The sequence below is a fragment of the Pseudomonas sp. BN102 genome (assembly GCF_029871245.1).
Classification (GTDB): Bacteria; Pseudomonadota; Gammaproteobacteria; order Pseudomonadales; family Pseudomonadaceae; genus Metapseudomonas.
The window spans coordinates 15,113-34,709 of record NZ_SSON01000011.1; the positions used below are offsets into that span (position 1 = coordinate 15,113).

The following is a 19,597-nucleotide window of genomic DNA, read 5'->3' on the forward strand; positions in this document are numbered from 1 at the left end:
GCGGGGAGCGCCCGCCTAGACTGGCGCTTTTCCACAGGAGGTGATCCATGGCGCAGCAAGGTCGACTGGTGGCGGTGGCCTGCCTGGTGCTGGCCATGGCGCTCTGGGGCAGCTCCTTCATCGCCCTCAAGCTGGCCTTTCGCGAGGTCGCGCCGCACTGGGTGATCTTCGCCCGGATGGCCCTCGGCAGCCTGGTTTTCCTGCTCGCCTGGCGCTGGCGCGGTGAGCTCGACTACCGCCCTGGCGACTGGAAGTACCTGCTGGGCCTGGCCGCCTGCGAGCCTTGCCTCTACTTCATCTTTGAAGCCCTGGCGCTGCAGCACACCAGTGCGTCCCAGGCCGGCATGATCACCGCGCTCCTGCCACTGCTGGTGGCGGTAGGCGCCTTCGCGCTGTTGCACGAACGCATTACCCGCAGCACCCTGGCCGGCTTCCTCCTGGCGGTGGTCGGCGCCGTCTGGCTGAGCCTGGCCGGCGAATCCGACGCCTATGGGCCGCAGCCCCTGCTGGGCAACTTCTACGAGTTCGTCGCCATGCTCTGCGCTACCGGCTACACCCTGCTGCTCAAGCACCTGTCGGCGCGCTACTCGGCATTTTTCCTCACGGCCATGCAGGCCTTCATCGGCAGCCTGTTCTTCCTGCCGCTGGCTTGGGTCACCTCACCGCTGCCGGGGTCGGTCAGCGTCCTGGGCGTGGGCGCCTTGCTCTACCTGGGCACAGTGGTCACGGTGGGCGCCTACGGCCTCTACAACTTCGGCGTGTCGCGCCTGCCGGCCAGCCAGGCCACGGGTTTCATCAACCTGATACCGGTGTTCACCCTGGTCTTCGCCTGGTCCTTTCTTGGCGAGCGGCTGACCGCCATGCAGCTCCTGGCCGCCGGCCTGGTGTTCGTCGGCGTGGCGCTGAGCCAATGGCGCAGCACCGCTCCGGTGCCGGCGGGCGTACTGGACTGACTCCCATGACGACGGACCTGAAAATGCGCCTGGCCGACGCCGGAGACATCGCCGAACTCTGTGCCTTCCTTTTCGAGCACGGCGCAAACCCCTGGAACTTCCTCCCTCCCGATGCGGTGGAAGCCCATCTGCGCGGCATAGCCGACGGGTCGGTACTGGCGGTGCTGGGCGAGCGGGAGGGGCGGCTGGCGGGATTCGTCAGCATGTGCCTCAGCAGTGACTTCCACGCCCATCAGCCAGCGGATCGCCGCGACCTGCCCCAGGGCTATGTCTGCGAGGCGGTGGTGCACCGCGAGCTGGCCGGCCAGGGCCTGGGGACCCGCCTGCTGCGGGCCGCCATGTCCCGCCTGGGGGCGCTGGGAGCAAAGGATATCTACATCGAGCGCCACGAGGAGAACGCCGGCTCGGCGGGCATGATGCGCAAGGCCGGCTTCCGCGAAGTGCTGACCTTCGACGATCCGAACCGCCGGCCGAATGGCTCGCGCCGTACCACCCTCTGTCACTGGCGCGCGCGGGAGCCTGGCAACTAGGGATTGAGCCAGACCAGCACCACATCCAGCATGCGGTTGGCGAAGGCCCATTCGTTGTCGTACCAGGCCAGCACCTTTACCAGTTCCCCCTGGACCCGGGTGTGGTTGAGGTCCACCACGCAGGACGTCGGGTAGCCGTTGAAGTCGCTGGACACCAGGGGCAGCGAGTTGCACTCCATCACCCCCGGTGGCAAGTCGCGGGCGCCGGCCTCCAGGGCGTTGTTGATGGCCTCGCGGCTGGCCGGGCGTTCGGCGATGAAGCTGAGGTCCAGCAGGGACACGTTCGGCGTCGGCACCCGTATCGCCAGGCCGTCCAGGCGCCCGGCCAGTTCCGGCAACACCAGGCCGATGGCTTTGGCCGCGCCGGTGCTGGTGGGGATCATCGAGAGCGCCGCGGCGCGCGCCCGATAGAGATCTCCGTGGCTCTTGTCCAGCAGGTTCTGGTCGTTGGTGTAGGCGTGCACCGTGGTGACCAGGCCGCTGCGGATGCCCACTTCACGGTGCAGCAGCAGGGCCAGGGGCGCCAGGCAGTTGGTGGTGCAGGAGGCGTTGGAGACTATCTGCTGGCTGCCCAGCTCTTCATGGTTGACGCCGTAGACCACCGTCAGGTCGGCGCTGTCCAGCGGATGCGAGAGCAGTACGCGCGGCGCGCCAGCGGTAAGGTGCTGCTCGACCTGGGCGCGTTTCTTCATCTTGCCGGAACATTCCAACACCAGGTCCACGCCCAGGTGCTGCCAGGGCAGGTTGACCGGATCGCGCTCGCGCAGCAGGCGGATGGTCTGGCCGTTCACTTGCAGGTGATCGTCGTGCAGGGCGACATGGCCGGGGAAGCGGCCGAAGGTGGAATCGAAGCGGGTCAGGTGGGCCAGCGACTCGAAGTCGCCGAGGTCGTTGATGGCTTCGATGCGCAGGCGCTGGTCGAGACCCCGCTCGAACAGCGCACGAACCAGGGCGCGACCGATGCGCCCATATCCATTCAGGGCGATACGCAGCATGGCATTCTCCCTCCGGTTGTCCTTTCCAGGCGGTGGAAAAACTACGTGAGATTTCACACCGCCTGTTCGTTCAGCTTAGCGACGAAGGGCCGGAAGGGTGTCCGTTGTTGCCGGGGGAGTGCTTGGCAGAGACCGTGGGATCAGTCGTCGCGGGCGCCGCCGAATGAGGCGCAGCCCCTTTGCGGCTTGCCGTCCAGACGCAGTTCGGCGGTCAGGTGCTGGACCGCGCCACTCATGCTGTCGACGCAGCGCTGGGGTGCCACCCAGAGTTCCAGGCGCTGGCCGTTGGCTTCGCTGGACAGGTTGAAGCGCCCGTCCGGCAGCTGTTCCTCCATGTAGGGCAGGGGCAGGGAGGGCTGGCCGGGCCGGTCGAGCACCAGGCCCTTGCCGCTGACGTTGATGCTCCAGTCCGGCTCGTGGCCGCCGGCACGCAGAAGCAGGCGTTTGAAGTTGGGGTCCTCGCAGCCGTGGCCTTCACGTTGCAGTCGATAGAGCGTCTGCAGGTTCAGTTGGCCGTCGGCGCCCTGCACTCCGCTCGGGCCCATGCTGGCGCGGACATCGGCGAATAGCGTGCCGGGGCCGTCCGCCGAGAGGTTCGCGGCCTCGGGTAGCAGGCCGGTAGCGCCACTGTCCACCAGGGCGAAGCGGCGTTGCTCGCCGCAGGGGCGGAACATTACCTGGCCAGCGTCTACGCTCAGCTCACCTTGCAGGCGCACCAGGTTGGCGGCAGGGGCGGGGGCTTTTTCGGCGAACATCTGGCAGGCGCCGAACAGGGGCAAGAGGCTGAACAGCAGGGGGCGGGCGAAACGCATCGGGGGTCTGTCTCCTTCAGGGAGCGGCCAAGTTACCGGTGCGGGGCGCCCAGCTCAAGGGTGGAGAAGGCGGATGATCCAGTACAAGCGAGTCTATGAGCCTGTGGATAAGCAAGACGGCCAGCGCGTGCTGGTGGATCGCCTCTGGCCGCGGGGCTGCCGCAAGGACTCCCTCGAGCTTGCGGCCTGGTTGCGCGAGGTGGCGCCCTCCGATGGCCTGCGCAAGCAGTTCTGCCACGACCCGGCGCTGTTCGACGAATTCCGCCTACTCTACCGTGCCGAGCTGGCGGCCCATCCGGAGCATTGGCAGGGCCTGCTGGAAACGGCGCGCAAGGGCGAACTCACGCTGCTCTACGCCGCGAAGGACGAGGTGCGCAACAACGCCGTGGTGCTGGCGGAGTTCCTCGAAGAAGAACTGGAGCGCGGCGGGCCACCCCGCTCGCCGGTGTGTTACGCCGGCGAGTTGTAAGGCGCGGATTACCACACGCGATAGATCTGGCCGGTCTGTGCGCCTTCTGCGCTCTTGGCGTAAGCCAGTGCGGCCAGGGCGGCGGGCACTGCCTTGTAGCCACGGAAGTAGGGCGCGTAGGCGGGCAGGGCTTCCTCGATCACGGTGGGGCTGACGCTGTTGATGCGAATCCCGCGTGGCAGTTCGATGGCGGCGCTGCGCACGAAGGCGTCGATGGCGCCGTTGACCAGGCTGGCCGAGGCGCCGTAGCGGATCGGGTCATCGCTGAGCACGCCGGAGGTCAGGGTGAAGGACGCGCCATCGTTGGCGAACTCGCGGCCGATCAGCACCAGGTTGACCTGGCCCATCAGCTTGTCCTTCAGGCCGATGGCGAACTCGGCCTCGCTCATCTCGGCCAGGGCGCCGAAATGCACCTTGCCTACCGCGCTGATCAGGGCATCGAAGGGGCCGGCCTGCTCGAACATGCTGCGGATCGACGCCGGGTCGGTGATGTTCACCCGCAGGTCGCCGCTGCTGTGGCCGACGCGGACGATCTCGTGGCGTTCCTTCAATTCGTTGTCGATGGCTCTGCCGATGGTGCCGCTGGCACCGACGAGGATGATTCTCATGGGGTGGCTCCTGGGTTGTTGTGGGACTTCTCGCTCAGTGTAGAGTGGCCTCTGTGATCGATAATCCATGCAATTGGAAATCTTTGGTTTTCAGTTGGAAACAATCGAGTGGTATCCGCCATGAGCGATATGGAAGACCTGGCAGCCTTCGCGGTGCTGCTGGAGAGCGGCAGCTTTACCCGCGCCGCCGAGCGTCTGGGGTGCAGCAAGGGCCAACTGTCTAAACGCATCCGCCAGCTGGAGCAGGGGCTTGGCGCGGCGCTGCTGCACCGCACCACCCGCCGCCTGGGCCTGACCGCTGCCGGGGCGGCGCTATTGCCTGAAGCCCAGGCCCTGGCGGCCCAGGCCGAGCGGGCGCGGCAGTCGGTGCGGCGCCTGCAAGAGGAACTGGCCGGCTGCGTACGGCTGACGGTGCCGGTATCCCTGGGCGAAACCTTCTTCGATGCCTTGCTGCTGGATTTCACCCGCCAGCACGCGCAAATTCGCATCGAACTGGACCTGCACAACGGCTACCGTGACCTGGTGGCCGACGGCTTCGACCTGGCCATCCGCTCCGGCATGGACATCGACGAGCGCCTGGTGGCCCGGCCGCTGTTTTCCCTGCAGGAAATCACCTGCGCCACGCCGGCCTACCTGGCGGCCCACGGCGAGCCCACGCAGCCGGCGGACCTGGCCCGTCACCAGTGCCTGCTGAACACCCACTACAGCGGCTTCGAGGAATGGCTCTACCACCGCCGGCATCACGTGGAGCGGGTCCAGGTGGCGGGAGCGCTGGCCAGCAACCACTACAGCCTGCTGAAGAAGGCGGTGCTGACCGGCGCCGGTATAGCGCGGCTGCCGTCCTACATGATCTACGACGAACTGGCCGATGGTCGGCTGGTGTGGTTGCTGCGGGACTACCAGACGCGGCAGACGCCGGTGTTCCTGGTGCACCCCTGGCAGGCCGGCCTGCCCCGGCGCACCCAGGTGCTGGCGGACTACCTGCTGGCCTGGTTCGAACGCAGCCGGCAGATGCTGGACAAGGCGGGGGAATGAACGGACCAATGTAGGTTGGGCTTCGCTGCGCTCAGCCCAACCTACGAAAAACTGGCTCGTCGCCCGGTTGAAATCCGGAAACCGAGGTCAGGCGCGCGCACCGCCCAACCTCAGGCTGTACGCCGCCACGGCCTTCTCGTCGGCCTCGACCCGCTCCGGCAGGAACTCGCGGAGGAACTCGACCCAGGTGCGAATCTTCGCATCGAGGAATTGCCGCGACGGGTAGAGCGCATAGATGCCCAGCGGGAACAGGCTGTGGTTCGGTAGCACGCGCACCAGGCTGCCGTCCTTGAGGCCGCTGATGGCCGAATACACCGGCAGCACACCCACGCCGATGCCGGCCCTGATGGCTTCGGTCATGGCGTCGGCGGTGTTCACCTGGAAGGGCGTCTGGTTGACGCTGACCATCTCCTGGCCGTCCGGGCCCTCGAACAGCCACTTGTCCAGGGACATCACATTGTTCACCAGGCGCAGGCAGCGGTGCTTCGAGAGCTCCGAGGGCAGGCGCGGCGCGCCGTGCTTCTCGATGTAGCCGGGGGCGGCGCAGAGCACGCTGTAGGTGGTGCCCAGTTGTTTGGAGATGAAGCCCGAGTCCGGCAGCTCCTGGGCGATGACCACGGAGATGTCGTAACCCTCGTCGAGTATGTCGGTGGTGCGATTGGCCAGGGTCAGGTCGAAGCTCACGTCCGGGTACTTCTCGCTGTACTGGGCGATGGCCTTGATCAGGTAGTGCTGGCCGATGCCGGTCATGGCGTGGACCTTGAGATTGCCCACCGGGCGCGCGTGGGCCTCGCTGGCTTCGGCTTCGGCCTCTTCGATGTAGCCGAGGATCTGCTCGCAGCGCAGCAAGTAGCGCTGGCCGGCTTCGGTCAGGGCGATGCGGCGGGTGGTGCGGTGCAGCAGGCGGGTACGCAGGTGGGTTTCGAGGGTGGCCACCGCACGGGAGATGTACGAGGTGGTGAGGTCCATGCGCTGGGCAGCGGCGGTGAAGCTGCCGGTCTCCGCCACGCAGACGAAGGCGCGCATGTTGAAGAGGATGTCCATGGAGGGGCCTGGCCGGGAGGGATGCGAATTTTGTCACGAAGTGTGTCCTGGATTATGGCTGATTCAGTACACAATGCTTCATCTATCTGTCGCCTTATCCTCGCTCGTGCCCGGCCCTAGAATCGCCGCCATTCCAGGCCAGGTGCCTGGTTTCCCAGCATTCAGGATATGCCGCAGTGCACCGCAATCCTTGGCCCGGCGTCGCCCGCGCCAGTCTGTTCGCCGTTGTTTCGCTCCTCTCCGCCTGTATCGACAGCCAAGGCATCGCGCCACAGGCCAATCGCCTGGACGCCGCCCGGCTTGACCCCGGCTCGGCCATCCGCCACGCCGAGCGCGATGCCGCCTGGCCCAGCGCCCAGTGGTGGCGCGCCTATGGCGACCCGCAGCTGGACGCCTGGATGGACCAGGCCCTGGCCGGCAGCCCCAGCCTGGCCATGGCCGCCGCCCGGGCGCGCCAGGCCCGCGCCCTGGCCGGGGTGGTCGAGTCCGCCGAGCAGCCCCAGGTCAACCTGGACGCCAGCCTGCAGCACAAGCGCTGGCCGGACGACTACTTCTACGGCCCCGGCGAGCTGGCCCGCACCAGCACCTGGAACAACACCAGCCTGCTGGGCCTGCGCTACGACCTCGACCTCTGGGGCCGCGAGCGCAGTCGCAGCCACCAGGCCCTGGACCAGGCCCAGCTGGCCGTGGCCGAGGCGCGCATGGCGGCGCTGGAGCTGCAGGGCAACCTGGTGCGCAACTACATTCGCCTGGCGCTGCTGTATGCCGAGCGCGACGTCGCCCAGGCCAGCCTTGCACAGCAGGAACAAATCCTGCGCCTGGCCGAGCGGCGCCTGCGAGATGGCATAGGCACCCGCCTGGAGGTCAGCCGCGCCGAAGCGCCGCTGCCGGAAACCCATCGCCAGCTGGATGCCCTGGGCGAGTCCATCGCCCTGGTGCGCAACCAGTTGGCCGCGCTGGCCGGCAAGGGGCCGGGGGAGGGCGAACGCCTGCAACGGCCCACGCTCGCCCTGCAGAATCTCCCCGGTCTGCCGGCGCAGCTGCCGCTGGAACTGCTCGGCCGCCGCCCGGACCTGGTGGCCAGCCGCTGGCAGGTGGCGGCCCAGGCACGCGGAATCGAAGTCGCCAAGGCCGGCTTCTACCCGAACATCAACCTGCTGGGCGGCATAGGCTCCAACGCCACCCAGGGCGGCATGCTGGATTTCCTCCGCTACGACAAGCTCACCTACGGCCTAGGCCCCGCCCTCAGCCTGCCGGCCTTCGACGGCGGCCTGCGCCGTGGCGAACTGGGTGCGGCCGCCGCCGGCTACGACCTGGCGGTGGAGCAGTACAACCAGACTTTGATCGGAGCCCTGCAACAGGTGGCTGATGCCCTGGTGCGCATCAAGTCCCTGCGCCAGCAGCAGGAGTTAGCCGTCGAGGCAGTGGCGGCGGCGCAGAAGACCTACGACCTCGCGCTGCTGGCCCAGCAGAGTGGCCTCACCGATTTCGATGCGGTGCTGGACACCCAGCCCACCCTGTTCCAGCGCCAGCTCCAGCAGCAGCAAGTGCGCGCGGCGCTGCTCGGCGCCCAGGCCGACCTGCTGCTGGCCCTCGGCGGCGGTGTGCTGCCCGGGCCCGCCGGCCCGGCCGACGTCAGCCTGGGCCCGCAGGAACCGCGCCTGCGCTTTCTCCCCAAGCCCTGAGGAATCTCCATGGTGCACACCTTCAACCGCGCGCTGGCCGAGTGGGCGCGCAGTGACGGCCTGACCTGGGCCTTCATCTTCAAGGCCTTGCTCACCGCCTTCCTCGCCCTCTGGCTGGCCTACCGGCTGGAATTGCCGCAGCCGGGCACCGTGCTGGTGACCGTGTTCATCGTCATGCAGCCGCAGAGCGGACAGGTCCTGGCCAAGAGCTTCTACCGCATCATCGGCACCCTGCTGGGGCTGACGGTGATGGTGGCGCTGATCGCCCTGTTCAACCAGGAACGGGTGCTGTTCATGCTCTGCCTGGCCATCTGGATCGGCCTGTGCACCGCCGGTGCCGCACGCTACCGAGACTTTCGCGGCTACGCCTGCGTACTGGCCGGCTACACAGCGGTGATGATCGGCCTGCCCGCCACCCTGCACCCCGACGACGCCTTCATGCTCGCCCTGTGGCGGGTGCTGGAGATCACTCTGGGCATTCTCTGCACCGGCCTGGTCAACGGTCTGATCCTGCCGCAGAGCACCAGCACCGACCTGCGCAACACGCTGCACGGTCGCTTCCGCGACTTCGCCGCCTTCGCCTGCGAGGGCCTGGCCGGCGGTCTCGACACCGCGCGCTTCGATGCCCACAACGCGCGCTTTGCCGCCGCTGCGGTGAACCTGGAGAACATGCGCAGCGCCACCGCCTTCGAAGACCCGCACATGCGCATGCGCAGCGGCCGACTGGCGCGGCTGAACAACGAGTTCATGGTGCTTTCTACCCGCTTTCATGGCCTGCACCAGTTGCTGCGGCGCCTGGCCAATGAGTCGCCCGGCGCGCCGACCCCACCTGTAGGAGCGAGCTTTGCTCGCGAAGACTCGGAGCCGCCGGCGTTCGCCAGCAGAGCTGGCTCCTACGGTGGTGGCGTGGTGCTGGAGGCGCTGCAGCCTTGTCTCGCGGAAGTCTCCGGTCTGCTGGCGCCACTGCGCGACCGCCTCAGCAGCGAGGCGGACGCGGCACAGCTCGCCACACGCCTGGAGGCCTGCAAGCAGGAACTGATGGAGCTGATCCGCGCCGGCCGCGCGCGCCTGGCCATGCAGCAACCCAGCGAGGCCCAGGGCCTGGACTTCGATACCGCCGCCGAACTGCTCTACCGCTTCGCCGACGACCTGCACAACTACGCCCAGACCCACGCCTCGCTACTGGACGACCACCACGACCGCGAGCAATGGAAGGAAAGTTTCCGGCCCCGTGCCAACGCGGTGGCCGCGGCGGTGGCGGGGCTGCGCAGCAGCCTGCTGATCCTGCTGCTGAGCCTGTTCTGGATGGCCACCGCCTGGCCCAGCGGCGGCACCTTCGCCATGACCGTGGGCATGGTGTCGGCCCTGGCGTCCTCCTCCTCCAACCCCCGGCGCCTGTCGCTGCAGCTCACCCTCGGCGCCTTCGGCGGCGCCTGCCTGGGCATCCTGATGACCTTCTGGGTACTGCCGGAACTGGATGGTTTCGCGTTGCTCTGCTGCGCCCTGGCGCCGGTGGTCGCCCTGGGCGCCTACATGCTCTCGCGGCCGCAACTGGCCGGTGCCGGGCTGGGCCTGTTGGTGTGGTTCAGCATGACCTCCATGCCGGCCAACCAGACCCTGTTCGACCCCCACCGGGTACTCAACGAATACCTGGCGTCGGTGCTCTCCATGGCCATCGCCACCGCCGCGGCCGCCGTGCTGTTGCCGCCCAACCGCCCCTGGCTCTGGCGGCGCCTGGAACGCGATCTACGCATGTGCGTGGTGAACGCCGTGAGCGGGCGGATGAAGGGGCTGGTGTCCGGCTTCGAAAGCGGCACCCGCGACCTGCTGAACCAGGCTTACCTGTATTCCGCCGGGCGTCCCAACGTGCAACGCGAGCTGCTGCGCTGGATGTTCCTGGTGCAGGAGGTCGGCCACGCGGTGATCGAGTTGCGCCTGGAGCAGGCGCGCCTGCCGGCGCTGTCCTGCTACGCCGAGTCCATGCCCTGGCGCAACGCCATCCGCGCCATGGGCCGGGCACTGGTTCGGCTGTTCATCCAGCCGTCCGAGGCCAACCGCCAGCGCGCACTGGCCGCCGTGGAGCAGGCCATCGACAGCGTACGGACCACCGCCGAGCCCTGTGCGCCACAGTTCGAGACGTCGCCCCTGCGCCGCCTGCAGAGTTACCTGCACTTCATCCGCACCTCGCTGCTCGATCCGCAGACGCCGCTGGCCGGCGCTGACGAACCGGCACTTGCGCAAGGATTCGCCCATGCCACGTGAGATCGCCCTGCACGGCGTCTACCTGCCGAGCCTGACCCTGCTGTTCCTGGTCACCTTCCTGCTTGGCTGGGGGCTGGATCGGCTGTTCGCCTGGTGCGGGCTGTACCGCCACGCCTGGCACCCGGCGCTGCTGCGCGTCGGCCTGTTCACCTGCCTGTATGGCGCCCTGGCGCTGACCATCTACCGTTGAGGCCCCCATGTCCCTGAAACGAATCCTCAGTGTCGGCGTGACCCTGTTCATCCTCGCCCTGGCGGTACTGCTGGTGCGCACCCTCTGGCTGCACTACATGGACTCCCCCTGGACTCGCGATGGCCGGGTACGCGCCGACGTGATCAACATCGCCCCGGATGTGGCCGGGCTGGTGGTGGAGGTGCCGGTGCGCGACAACCAGCAGGTGGCGGCGGGCGACCTGCTGCTGCGCATCGACCCTTCCCATTACGCGGTTGCGGTGAAGCAGGCCGAGGCCCTGGTGGCGGCGCGCAAGGCGGCGCTGGAGATGCGCAAGGTCAACGCCGACCGCCGCGCCGACATGGACGACCTGGTGGTCTCCCGCGAGAGCCGCGAGGACGCCGGCCATCTGGCCGCCGCGGCCCTGGCCGAGTACCAGGAAGCGCTGGCCGCGCTGGATGCGGCGAAGCTCAACCTGGCGCGCACCGAAGTCCGTGCGCCGGTGGCCGGGCATATCACCAACCTCAACGTCTACAAGGGCGATTACGCCGAACGTGGCGAAGCCAGCATGGCTCTGGTGGACGACCGCTCCTTCTACGTCAATGGCTACTTCGAGGAGACCCGCCTGCCGCACATCCAGGTGGGCGATCGCGCCGAGCTGCGGCTGATGAGCGGCGAACGCATCGTCGGCCATGTGGACAGCATCGCCCGGGGCATCTACGACCGCGACAACCCGGAAAGCCGCGAGCTGACCGCCGACGTCAATCCCACCTTCAACTGGGTTCGCCTGGCCCAGCGGGTGCCGGTGCGCATTCACCTGGACGAGGTGCCCGAAGGCGTATTGCTGGCCGCCGGCATGACCTGCACCGTGGTGATAGGGGAGGAGGGCGGTGAACCGGAAACTTCCGGCTTTCTCAACGGATTGTTGTTCGCGCAGTAAATAGTCCTTGTTGTATTCGACGCTGTTTCGAAAGTTGCCCGCTAAATAAAATGATCCCGCCTCCCACGACGAGGCACTTGCTGCCGTAAACATCACCGAAAGGTGTTGCGCTGTACCTTCGACCAGTTCGTGGAGAGCTGGTCGAAGTTCTAACCTCCAAGCACTCGGGAAGCTATCCAATGAAAGCTTTTGCCTTGCTGGCGCTGGCCGGCATGTCTGCCTTCGCCCTGGCGGAAGAACCGGCGGAAAGCGCCGTAGCGGTGGAACCCACTATCGAGCAGTACCACTACGGGATGGAACTGGATATCGCCAGGGTCATTTCCCGCAGCGAAATTCCAGATGTTTGCGGAATAACCCCGGCCTATATGACTTACGAAGATCACCAGGGTAATGTCCATCGCCTGGAATATTTGGTCTTCGGCAAGGGTTGCAGTAACGGTTGATTCATCTTGTAGGGGCGAATTCATTCGCCCCTACAGACAATCCCGCCCCATTGCTCAACTTTCCTGCGCCTTCAGAAACAGCCCGAAAAGCTCCGACTGCGACTTGATCCCCAGCTTGCTGTAGATGTGCTTGCGATGGACCTTCACCGTCTCCGCGGAGATTTCCAGCTTGCGGGCGATCTCCTTGCTGGAGCAGCCGCTCAGCATCAGCCGGCCCACCTCCAGCTCGCGCGCGGTGAGGGCGGTTTCCACTTTCTGCCCGGCGGCTTCCAGCTGCTCCTGCCAGGCCGGCGCCGGAGGCGGTGGGCTGGCCATCAGCTCCTGCTCGAACCCCAGGCGCTGGCGCATCAGGCCGGCGACCCAGGGCCGGATCAGGCCGAGCAGGGCGATCTGCTCCGGGCTGAAGGGCTGCTTCGAGCCCATGGACAGGCAGAGGGTGCGCCCGCCGTCCAGGGGCACGTTCAACTGCACCTCGTCGGCCACCACATTGAGGCGGAAGTAACGCTGGTAGTAATCGGTCTGTTCGAAGCATTCCGGCGCCACGTCGGCCAGGCGGAACAGACCGCCGGCGTTGTGCTCGCGGCTGGCGATGTAGAAGGGGTCCAGCTGGTAGAGGCCGCGCAGATAGTCCTGGAACAGCGGGTCGGGCCCGCCGTCGGCACCCGGGCATTCGGCGAACACCTGCGGGCGGCCGTGGCTGAAGAGCAGGACGACCCAGCTGTCGAAGGGCACATATTGTTCCAGCAGGCGCACCAGGGCGAGCCAGAAGCCGGGGCGGTCGAGTTGTTCGATAAGCCGGCCGACGGACTGGTGCCAGGCAATGTCCTGCAAGGTCAGACTCATGTTTCTACCCCCGATGGGTTACCACGCCTGCGTAATTACCCCAGGCCCCGGCGCGCACCATACTCCGGACATGCCAGGGCGAGTGCCGAGCATTGTGACGCCTGCCCGCCCGCTGACAAGAACCAGGAGCACCCATGAAGGTCGAACTCGTCCAACTCGCCGGCCGTGACGGCGATACCGCCTACAACCTCGAACGCACCTTGGCGGCCATCGCCGCCTGTGCGCCGGATACCGACCTGGTGGTGTTCCCGGAAACCCAGTTGACCGGTTTCCCCACTGCCGAGAACGTCGCCGCCCTCGCCGAGCCGCTGGACGGTCCCAGCGTACGGGCGGTGCAGCGCGCCGCCCGCGAGCGCAATGTGGCCGTGGTGGTGGGCGTGGCGGAGAACGACGCCGGCACCTTCTACAACACCACCTTGCTGATCACCCCGGAAGGCATCGCCCTGCGCTACCGCAAGACCCATCTCTGGGCCTCGGACCGCGGCATCTTCACCCCCGGCGACCGCTATGCCACGGCGCTGTGGAAAGGCGTCCGCGTCGGCATCCTGATCTGCTTCGACATCGAGTTCCCGGAGAGCGCCCGCGCCCTCGGCCAACTGGGCACCGAGCTGATCCTGGTGACCAACGGCAACATGGACCCTTACGGCCCCACCCATCGCACCGCGATCATGGCCCGCGCCCAGGAAAACCAGGCCTTCGCGGTGATGGTCAACCGCGTCGGCGAAGGCGACGGCGGCCTGGTGTTCGCCGGCGGCAGCGCGGTGGTCGACCCCTTCGGCCAGCTGCTCTGCGAGGCCGGCCGTGATGAGTGCCGGCAGATCGTCGAGCTCGACCTCGAGCGACTCAAGACCGCGCGCAGCGACTACCGCTACCTCGACGAGCGCCGCCTGCAGCTTCCGGGCGAGCGCATCGAGCACGCCGATGGCCGCCGCGACTTGCTGATTCCCTGATCCCTTTTGGCCGCCCCATCCGCAGGGCGGCCTTTTCACGCCGACGTCGGCTCTGCCACAACAATCAACAATTCGGAGTAGCGGTAATGGCTCATCTTCAGCGCACCCTGTCGCTGGGGTCGGTGGTGCTTTTCGGCATCGCCTACATGACCCCGATCATCGTCCTCGGCACCTTCGGCATCCTCGCCGACACCACGGGCGGCCTGGTACCGGCGGCCTACGTCGCGGCCTCCGTGGCCATGCTCTTCACCGCCTTCAGTTACGCACGGATGGCCGCGGCCTTCCCGGTGGCCGGCTCGGCCTACAGCTACGTGCGCAAGGCGATAAACCCCAAGCTGGGCTTCCTTGCCGGTTGGGCGGTGCTGCTGGACTACCTGTTCCTGCCCATGGCCATCTGGCTGATCGGCGCGGCCTACCTGCACTCGGCCTTCCCGGCGGTGCCACAGGCGGTCTGGGTACTGGCCTTCATCGGAGTGACCACCGTCATCAACGTGGTGGGCCTGCGTCTGGCGAAGAACGTCAACGGCGTGCTGTTGCTGGTGCAGTTGCTCGTGTTGCTGGCCTTCGTCGTGCTCTGCGTGCACTACGTGCTGGGCGATGCGAGCAAGCCGCTGTGGTCGCTCGCACCCTTCCTCAAGGAAGGCATGCAGTTGCCGCTGATCATGAGCGGGGCGGCCATCGCCTGCTATTCCTTCCTCGGCTTCGATGCGGTGAGCACGCTGACCGAGGAAACTCGCGACCCGCGCCGCACCATCCCCAGGGCCATCCTGCTGATCACCCTGATCGGCGGGCTGATCTTCATCTCTGCCTCCTACTTCGTGCAGCTGGCCCATCCGTCGATCGAGTTCCAGAGCGCGGACTCGGCGGCCTATGAGATCGCCCGCAACATCGGCGGTGATCTGTTCGTCTCGATTTTCCTCATCGGCCTGATCGTCGGGCAATTCACCTCGGGCCTGTCGGCCCAGGCCAGCGCCTCGCGCCTGCTGTTCGCCATGGGCCGCGACGGCGTGTTGCCGCAGTCGCTGTTCGGCCGCCTGAGCGAGCGCTTCGGTACTCCGGTGGGCAGCATCCTGCTGTGCGGCGCGGTGGCCCTGCTGGCGCTGCGGATGGACGTGACCACCTCCACCTCCTTCATCAACTTCGGCGCCTTCCTGGCCTTCACCCTGGTGAACCTCTCGGTAATCTTCCACTACTGGCTGAACGGCGAACGCCGCGGCCCGCGCGAGCTGGTGCAGTACCTGATGTTCCCGCTGGCCGGAATGGTGGCGACACTCTGGCTGATGGTCAGCCTGGACCAGCTGGCGATCATCCTCGGCCTGTCCTGGCTGGCACTGGGTGTGATCTACCTCGGCTGGCTGACCAGCGGCTTCCGCCGCCAGCCGCCGGAGCTGAGCTTCGAGGAGGCGTGATGCGCCGGGGCGGGCGCTGCGCGCTCGTCCCTTCGTCTTTTCGCGCCTGACCGAGAAAGGCGAGCAGTGCTTCGTGTCCATGAGCGAAGGCATGGCAAGCAATTACCAGAAGATCCAGGAGCAGTTCCGCGAGGAGAGGCTCAAGCAGCTCTTCGCACTGCTCAATGAGCGGAATCAGATCCAGCCCTGATCACAGTTGGGTGGATCGGCTTTTTACCGGTCCACCAGTGTGTCCCACAGGTTGGTGGCGAGGCTCCCCGAACTGCGATGGGTGGAAATCCTCTTTGTGGATTCCACCCTGCTCGACGCTTGGAGTGATCAGGGCTTGCGCGCGATCAGCACGGCGCGCGCAGGGGCCGGCAGGCCTTCGATGGTGCGGCTGTGGTCGGCGGGGTCGAGGAATTCGGGTAGCGACTGGAAGCGCATCCACTCGGTGCTGCGCTGTTCCTCGACGCTGGTGTAGCTGACATCCACGCAGCGTACGTCGACGAAGCCCGCGCGGCGCAGCCAGAGCTCCAGGGCAGGCACCGACGGCAGGAACCAGACGTTGCGCATCTGCGCGTAGCGGTCCTCGGGCATCAGCACCTGCTGGGCATCGCCTTCCACCACCAGGGTTTCCAGCACCAGTTCACCGCCCCGGCGCAGGCAATCCTTGAGGTCGAAGAGATGGTCGATGGGCGAACGGCGGTGGTAAAGCACGCCCATGGAGAACACGGTGTCGAAGCCTTCCAGCCGGGGCGGCAACTCTTCCAGCGCCAGCGGCAGGTGCCAGGCCGGCAGCTCGGGAAGGAAGCGCTTCATGGCGAGGAACTGGCAGAAGAACAACCAGTTCGGGTCGATGCCCACCACGCTGTCGGCACCGGCGCCGAGCATGCGCCACTGGTAGTAGCCATTGCCGCAGCCGACATCCAGCACGCGGCGACCGCGCAGGTCGAGATGGGGCGCCACCCGTGACCATTTCCAGTCCGAGCGCCATTCCGTATCGACGTGCACGCCGAACAGTTCGAAGGGCCCCTTGCGCCAGGGGATCAGCCCCTGCAGCGCAGTTTTCAATGCGGCGCGGGCCGCCTCGTCGCAGGGACCGTCCAGGAGGAAGCGCTGCGCCAGTTCGATCTGTGCCGGCTGCAGTGGGGGCAGGGCATTGACCGCGGCGCTCCAGCGCTCCAGGTCGCCATGGCCGACCGCCAGCTTGGCATCGAGTTGCCCGGGCAGGTCGGCTGCCCAGTCTTGCAGGAGAGTGCCCGCCAGCCGTTGCTGCAGGGCGTCGAGGTCCAGCGTACGAATCATGGCAGGGCGATCAGCGAGGCGAAGTTGAGGCACTGGAACCAGGGCACGACCTTGGAGAAGCCGGCCGCCAGCAGACGTGCACGGTGCTCCTCGAAGCTGTCCGGGTGCATGACATTCTCCAGGGCACTGCGCTTCTGGGCGATTTCCAGCTCGCTATAGCCGTTGGCGCGCTTGAAGGCGATATGCAGGTCGGTGAGCAACTGGTGTTCGTCGGCGTCTTCGAAGCGCAGCTTCTCCGAGAGGATCAGCGCGCCGCCGGGCAGCAGCGCCTGGCGGATGCGGGCGAGGAGTTCCTGGCGCTGCTCGCGGGGCACGAACTGCAGGGTGAAATTCATCGCCACCAGGGAGCAGGGCTGGAGGTCCAGGGTGAGGATGTCCGCTTCCAGCACTTCCACCGGCAGCAGTTCCTGGAACATGGAGTCCTGGGCGTGCAGGTATTCACGGCAACGCTCCACCATGGCGCTGGAGTTATCCACAGCGATGACCCGGCAACCTTCGGCTTTCACGTGTCGGCGCAGTGCCTGGGTCACGGCGCCGAGCGAGCTGCCGAGGTCGTAGAGCGGAGTGCCGGCCTGGGCGAACTGGGCGGCCAGCACGCCGATGTTCTCGACAATCGTCGGGTAGCCCGGCACCGAGCGCTTGATCATGTCCGGGAAGACGCGGACCACGTCTTCGTTGAAAGCGAAGTCGGTGACTTGTGCCTGGGGGTTGGCGTAGATGCGATCGGGACTTTCGGTCACGGGCCGGTACCAGCAGCGGAAAAGGCCGGCATTCTAGCGGACTGCGCGGCGCGGCCAAACCACCCCTACTTCAACTGGTCGGAAAAGAACTCGCCCGCGCCCTGCAGGGGGCCCAGCGGGTTGCGCTTGACCTCGAAGCGGCGGATGTTCGGCTCGCCATTGCTCACTTTGTGCACGACGACATCGTCCACCAGCACGAACACCGCGCGGAACACCCAACCCTGCAGCTCGCGGTTTTTGCGGAAGTTGAAGATGTCGGCCCAGAAGTTGCCGACCCGCTGGGTGTCGGTCTTGGTGAACTCGAAGGCATAGCCGATGCAGCGGTCCTTGGCTTCCAGGCACTTCATCAGCCCGTCGGGCAGGTAGTCGATGGGGACGTTGGGTTGCACGAACATCAGGCGCACGTCGATGAAGGAGAGCATCTTGCCGTTGCCCTGGATGAGCGGGTCGAAACCCAGGGAGAACAGCTCGGTCCGCGTCGTTATACCCGGCTGCGCCTGGGAGTAGCGAATCTCCGCATCGGTGTAATCCCGAAACGGCGACAGTACTTCGGCGCGCTCGCTGGGCAGGAGACTTCCGCAACCTGCGAGAAGAACTGTCCAGCACAGCAAACCCCACAGTCGCATCAGACCGCCCATCGCACGCTCCGTATTTGAGTGTCCGCCTAATTCCTATAGCCGATTTCCGACGTAGCTGCCGACGGTTTATCCGAGTGGTGGAGAGTGGGTTTGCGAGTCATCGCCGAGGCGGCTATTCCCCATTGACCGAGCCAGTAACTGAGGATGATGAGGTAACTCGCGCTGGCGAAAGGGGATACGAAACGATTGATGCCGATCAGGCTATCTGAAATTACGAAGAGCGCCGCGCCCCCGGCAGCGAGGAGCGCCGACTGGCGGTCCAGACCCACACCCAGGCGGGCGAGGGCACGCCAGAGCATGGCGCTGATGGCCAGTGCGTAGCAGGCCACGGGTAGCAGGAGGTTGCCCAGGCCGCCAGTGGCGAGCAGGGCGAATATGGCTCCGCCGGCAGCGGCAGCCACCAGCAGCGGCAGCGGTGCGAGCTGGCGGTTAGCCAGCAGGTAGGCGCGCAGGTAGGCCAGGTGGGCGAGCAGGAAGGCGCCAAGGCCGAAGACGAAAAGGTCGGTGGGCCATTCCAGCAGGATGTCGCCGAGCATCGACAGCGACAGTCCGACGGCGATCCAGCGTCGGTAGGGGCCCGCCGGGGCACCGCGCAACCAGAACAGCAGCGCCAGGATGGGCAGCGGTTTACTCCAGAAACACAACCAGTCCAGTTCCAGCGTACGGCCGGTGAGGAAGGCCAGCACGCCGGCCAGCCCGAAGATCAAGGTGCCCATAGGCGCTCCTGCGAGTTCGTCAGGGCTCGACTATGGAAGTACGCCGTTGCGCCCGCCAGGCGGCGGACGCCAGCGAAGCGGTCATTTGGCGCTACTTGACGCTGACCTGGCAGTCGAAGGACTCGGCCGGCGCCACGTCGGTCTCCCAGGGGCGCTGGTAATCCAGGTGCAGGCGGCCTTCACCAGGTTGGCTCGCCTTGAAGCGCCAGGTGGATTGGCCGGCGCTGCCCACCAGGCCCGCGTCTTCCGGCGTCGAGTAGACCTCCGGGCCGAGGCTCTGCAGCACGTTGGTGGCGGCATCGCGCACCACCCAGCGGAAGCCGGTGGTGGGGTTGCTGGGCAGGGTCAGCACCAGGGGTTGGCCCGGGCTGAGGCTGAGGGGGCAATCGCTCTGCTGGTCCTGGATCACCACCGGGCCGGTCGGCTGCTGGGCGCAGCCGGCGACAAAGGCGAAGCCCAGGGGCAACAGCAGGCGGGGGGATTGGGCGAGTGACATCGGCGGCTCCGTCGGTCAAGGGCGGAGCCAGCATAACGGCTGGTTCCGCCCTTGCGTAGGCTCCGAGGAGAAATGACCGGGTAGGGAGGTGAACCCGGTGGCGTTGTGAGCGAATTCAATCGCGAATGAATTGGCTATGTCTGCGTTAAGTGTTGCTAGAGCGCCCTGAGTCGAGCTGCTTTTCGAGTGGGCTGCGAGTCCCTGTTTCGCCACCCGGCGAGTCACTTCTTTCAGTCACCAAAGAAGTAACCAAGAACGCTTGCCCCTGCATCCGGCCCCGGCTACGCCGGGGTTCCCTCGCGCCATCGTCGCTTCGGGGGCCCGGCGTGAGGGGCCATCCATGGCCCCGCACGCCTCTCGCGGCATCCATGCCGCTCGTCCCCCTGCGCAACGATGCCGCTTGGCCTCCTGACGGGGCAGAGTCGCTGCCCCACCTCTTCTGCACAGGTTCAGGCACTGATCAGGCATCAGGATTGCTGCGCCCTGTCAGGCGCGAGTCACCCCTCTCCTCTTCAGGGAGAGGGGCGGGGGTGAGGGATGTATCAGGCAGGTGCGGAGGCCTGAAAATACCGT

Annotated in this window: 21 protein-coding genes; 11 read left to right on the forward strand and 10 right to left on the reverse strand. The window is 66.7% G+C overall.

What is annotated here, in order from left to right:
* The first annotated feature begins 47 nt into the window (after positions 1-47).
* Together E8F12_RS00645 and E8F12_RS00650 are read left to right on the forward strand one after the other, a co-directional pair.
* Positions 48-953 carry a DMT family transporter gene (locus E8F12_RS00645; RefSeq protein ID WP_280323349.1) on the forward strand — a complete coding sequence of 302 codons (906 nt, stop codon included), beginning with the start codon at positions 48-50 and terminating at the stop codon, positions 951-953.
* Between the two features lie 5 nt (positions 954-958).
* The gene (locus tag E8F12_RS00650) at positions 959-1,483 is read left to right on the forward strand and encodes a GNAT family N-acetyltransferase (RefSeq protein ID WP_280323350.1); all 525 of its coding nucleotides are present in this window, start codon (positions 959-961) and stop codon (positions 1,481-1,483) included.
* On the opposite strand, the gene gap is transcribed toward E8F12_RS00650, so the two are convergent.
* Together gap and E8F12_RS00660 are read right to left on the reverse strand one after the other, a co-directional pair.
* Positions 1,480-2,478: a type I glyceraldehyde-3-phosphate dehydrogenase gene (gap, locus tag E8F12_RS00655; RefSeq protein WP_280323351.1), complete on the reverse strand. Its 999-nt coding sequence runs from the start codon at positions 2,476-2,478 to the stop codon at positions 1,480-1,482. The two genes, E8F12_RS00650 and gap, sit on opposite strands and share 4 nt — an antisense overlap.
* Positions 2,479-2,618: 140 nt before the next feature.
* Complete coding sequence (locus E8F12_RS00660) at positions 2,619-3,290, reverse strand: hypothetical protein (protein ID WP_280287438.1); 672 nt, start codon at positions 3,288-3,290, stop codon at positions 2,619-2,621.
* Between the two features lie 73 nt (positions 3,291-3,363).
* Here E8F12_RS00660 and E8F12_RS00665 point away from each other — a divergent pair, with 73 nt between their 5' ends.
* Entirely contained in the window at positions 3,364-3,759 is a 396-nt protein-coding gene (locus E8F12_RS00665) for a DUF488 domain-containing protein (RefSeq protein WP_280323352.1), read from the forward strand.
* A gap of 8 nt (positions 3,760-3,767) precedes the next feature.
* Here the strand turns inward: E8F12_RS00665 and E8F12_RS00670 are convergent, their stop codons facing one another.
* Positions 3,768-4,367, reverse strand: coding sequence for a short chain dehydrogenase (locus E8F12_RS00670; protein ID WP_280323353.1), 600 nt, complete (start codon positions 4,365-4,367; stop codon positions 3,768-3,770).
* Positions 4,368-4,487: 120 nt separating this feature from the next.
* Between E8F12_RS00670 and E8F12_RS00675 the strand changes: the two genes are divergently transcribed.
* Entirely contained in the window at positions 4,488-5,402 is a 915-nt protein-coding gene (locus tag E8F12_RS00675) for a LysR family transcriptional regulator (protein WP_280323354.1), read from the forward strand.
* Positions 5,403-5,489: 87 nt separating this feature from the next.
* On the opposite strand, the gene E8F12_RS00680 is transcribed toward E8F12_RS00675, so the two are convergent.
* The gene (locus E8F12_RS00680; RefSeq protein WP_280323355.1) at positions 5,490-6,446 is read right to left on the reverse strand and encodes a LysR family transcriptional regulator; all 957 of its coding nucleotides are present in this window, start codon (positions 6,444-6,446) and stop codon (positions 5,490-5,492) included.
* A gap of 176 nt (positions 6,447-6,622) precedes the next feature.
* Here E8F12_RS00680 and E8F12_RS00685 point away from each other — a divergent pair, with 176 nt between their 5' ends.
* From E8F12_RS00685 to E8F12_RS00705, 5 genes are all read left to right on the forward strand, one after another.
* The gene (locus tag E8F12_RS00685) at positions 6,623-8,131 is read left to right on the forward strand and encodes an efflux transporter outer membrane subunit (RefSeq protein WP_280323356.1); all 1,509 of its coding nucleotides are present in this window, start codon (positions 6,623-6,625) and stop codon (positions 8,129-8,131) included.
* 9 nt (positions 8,132-8,140) lie between these two features.
* A complete protein-coding gene (locus E8F12_RS00690; protein WP_280323357.1) occupies positions 8,141-10,393 on the forward strand; it encodes an FUSC family protein in 2,253 nt (750 codons plus the stop codon).
* Positions 10,383-10,583 carry a DUF1656 domain-containing protein gene (locus tag E8F12_RS00695; protein ID WP_280323358.1) on the forward strand — a complete coding sequence of 67 codons (201 nt, stop codon included), beginning with the start codon at positions 10,383-10,385 and terminating at the stop codon, positions 10,581-10,583. The genes E8F12_RS00690 and E8F12_RS00695 overlap by 11 nt, the downstream gene beginning before the upstream one ends.
* Positions 10,584-10,590: 7 nt before the next feature.
* The gene (locus E8F12_RS00700) at positions 10,591-11,502 is read left to right on the forward strand and encodes an HlyD family secretion protein (protein WP_280323360.1); all 912 of its coding nucleotides are present in this window, start codon (positions 10,591-10,593) and stop codon (positions 11,500-11,502) included.
* Between the two features lie 179 nt (positions 11,503-11,681).
* Positions 11,682-11,945 carry a DUF2790 domain-containing protein gene (locus E8F12_RS00705; RefSeq protein WP_280323362.1) on the forward strand — a complete coding sequence of 88 codons (264 nt, stop codon included), beginning with the start codon at positions 11,682-11,684 and terminating at the stop codon, positions 11,943-11,945.
* Positions 11,946-11,999: 54 nt separating this feature from the next.
* On the opposite strand, the gene E8F12_RS00710 is transcribed toward E8F12_RS00705, so the two are convergent.
* The gene (locus E8F12_RS00710; protein WP_280323363.1) at positions 12,000-12,788 is read right to left on the reverse strand and encodes a helix-turn-helix transcriptional regulator; all 789 of its coding nucleotides are present in this window, start codon (positions 12,786-12,788) and stop codon (positions 12,000-12,002) included.
* 134 nt (positions 12,789-12,922) lie between these two features.
* Here E8F12_RS00710 and E8F12_RS00715 point away from each other — a divergent pair, with 134 nt between their 5' ends.
* Both E8F12_RS00715 and E8F12_RS00720 read left to right on the forward strand, forming a co-directional pair.
* The gene (locus tag E8F12_RS00715; protein WP_280323364.1) at positions 12,923-13,738 is read left to right on the forward strand and encodes a carbon-nitrogen hydrolase family protein; all 816 of its coding nucleotides are present in this window, start codon (positions 12,923-12,925) and stop codon (positions 13,736-13,738) included.
* An 86-nt stretch (positions 13,739-13,824) separates the two neighbouring features.
* The gene (locus tag E8F12_RS00720; protein ID WP_280323365.1) at positions 13,825-15,147 is read left to right on the forward strand and encodes an APC family permease; all 1,323 of its coding nucleotides are present in this window, start codon (positions 13,825-13,827) and stop codon (positions 15,145-15,147) included.
* Between the two features lie 318 nt (positions 15,148-15,465).
* On the opposite strand, the gene cmoB is transcribed toward E8F12_RS00720, so the two are convergent.
* The 5 genes from cmoB to E8F12_RS00750 form a co-directional block, all read right to left on the reverse strand.
* Positions 15,466-16,434, reverse strand: a complete 969-nt coding sequence (cmoB, locus tag E8F12_RS00730) for a tRNA 5-methoxyuridine(34)/uridine 5-oxyacetic acid(34) synthase CmoB (protein WP_280323367.1) — start codon at positions 16,432-16,434, stop codon at positions 15,466-15,468.
* Complete coding sequence (cmoA, locus tag E8F12_RS00735) at positions 16,431-17,174, reverse strand: carboxy-S-adenosyl-L-methionine synthase CmoA (protein ID WP_280323368.1); 744 nt, start codon at positions 17,172-17,174, stop codon at positions 16,431-16,433. Before cmoA ends, cmoB begins: the two co-directional genes overlap by 4 nt.
* 65 nt (positions 17,175-17,239) lie before the next feature.
* The gene (locus E8F12_RS00740; RefSeq protein WP_280323369.1) at positions 17,240-17,812 is read right to left on the reverse strand and encodes a hypothetical protein; all 573 of its coding nucleotides are present in this window, start codon (positions 17,810-17,812) and stop codon (positions 17,240-17,242) included.
* Between the two features lie 26 nt (positions 17,813-17,838).
* Complete coding sequence (locus E8F12_RS00745) at positions 17,839-18,528, reverse strand: lysoplasmalogenase (RefSeq protein ID WP_280323370.1); 690 nt, start codon at positions 18,526-18,528, stop codon at positions 17,839-17,841.
* Between the two features lie 91 nt (positions 18,529-18,619).
* Positions 18,620-19,024: a protease inhibitor I42 family protein gene (locus tag E8F12_RS00750; RefSeq protein ID WP_280323371.1), complete on the reverse strand. Its 405-nt coding sequence runs from the start codon at positions 19,022-19,024 to the stop codon at positions 18,620-18,622.
* Between the last annotated feature and the right edge of the window lie 573 nt (positions 19,025-19,597).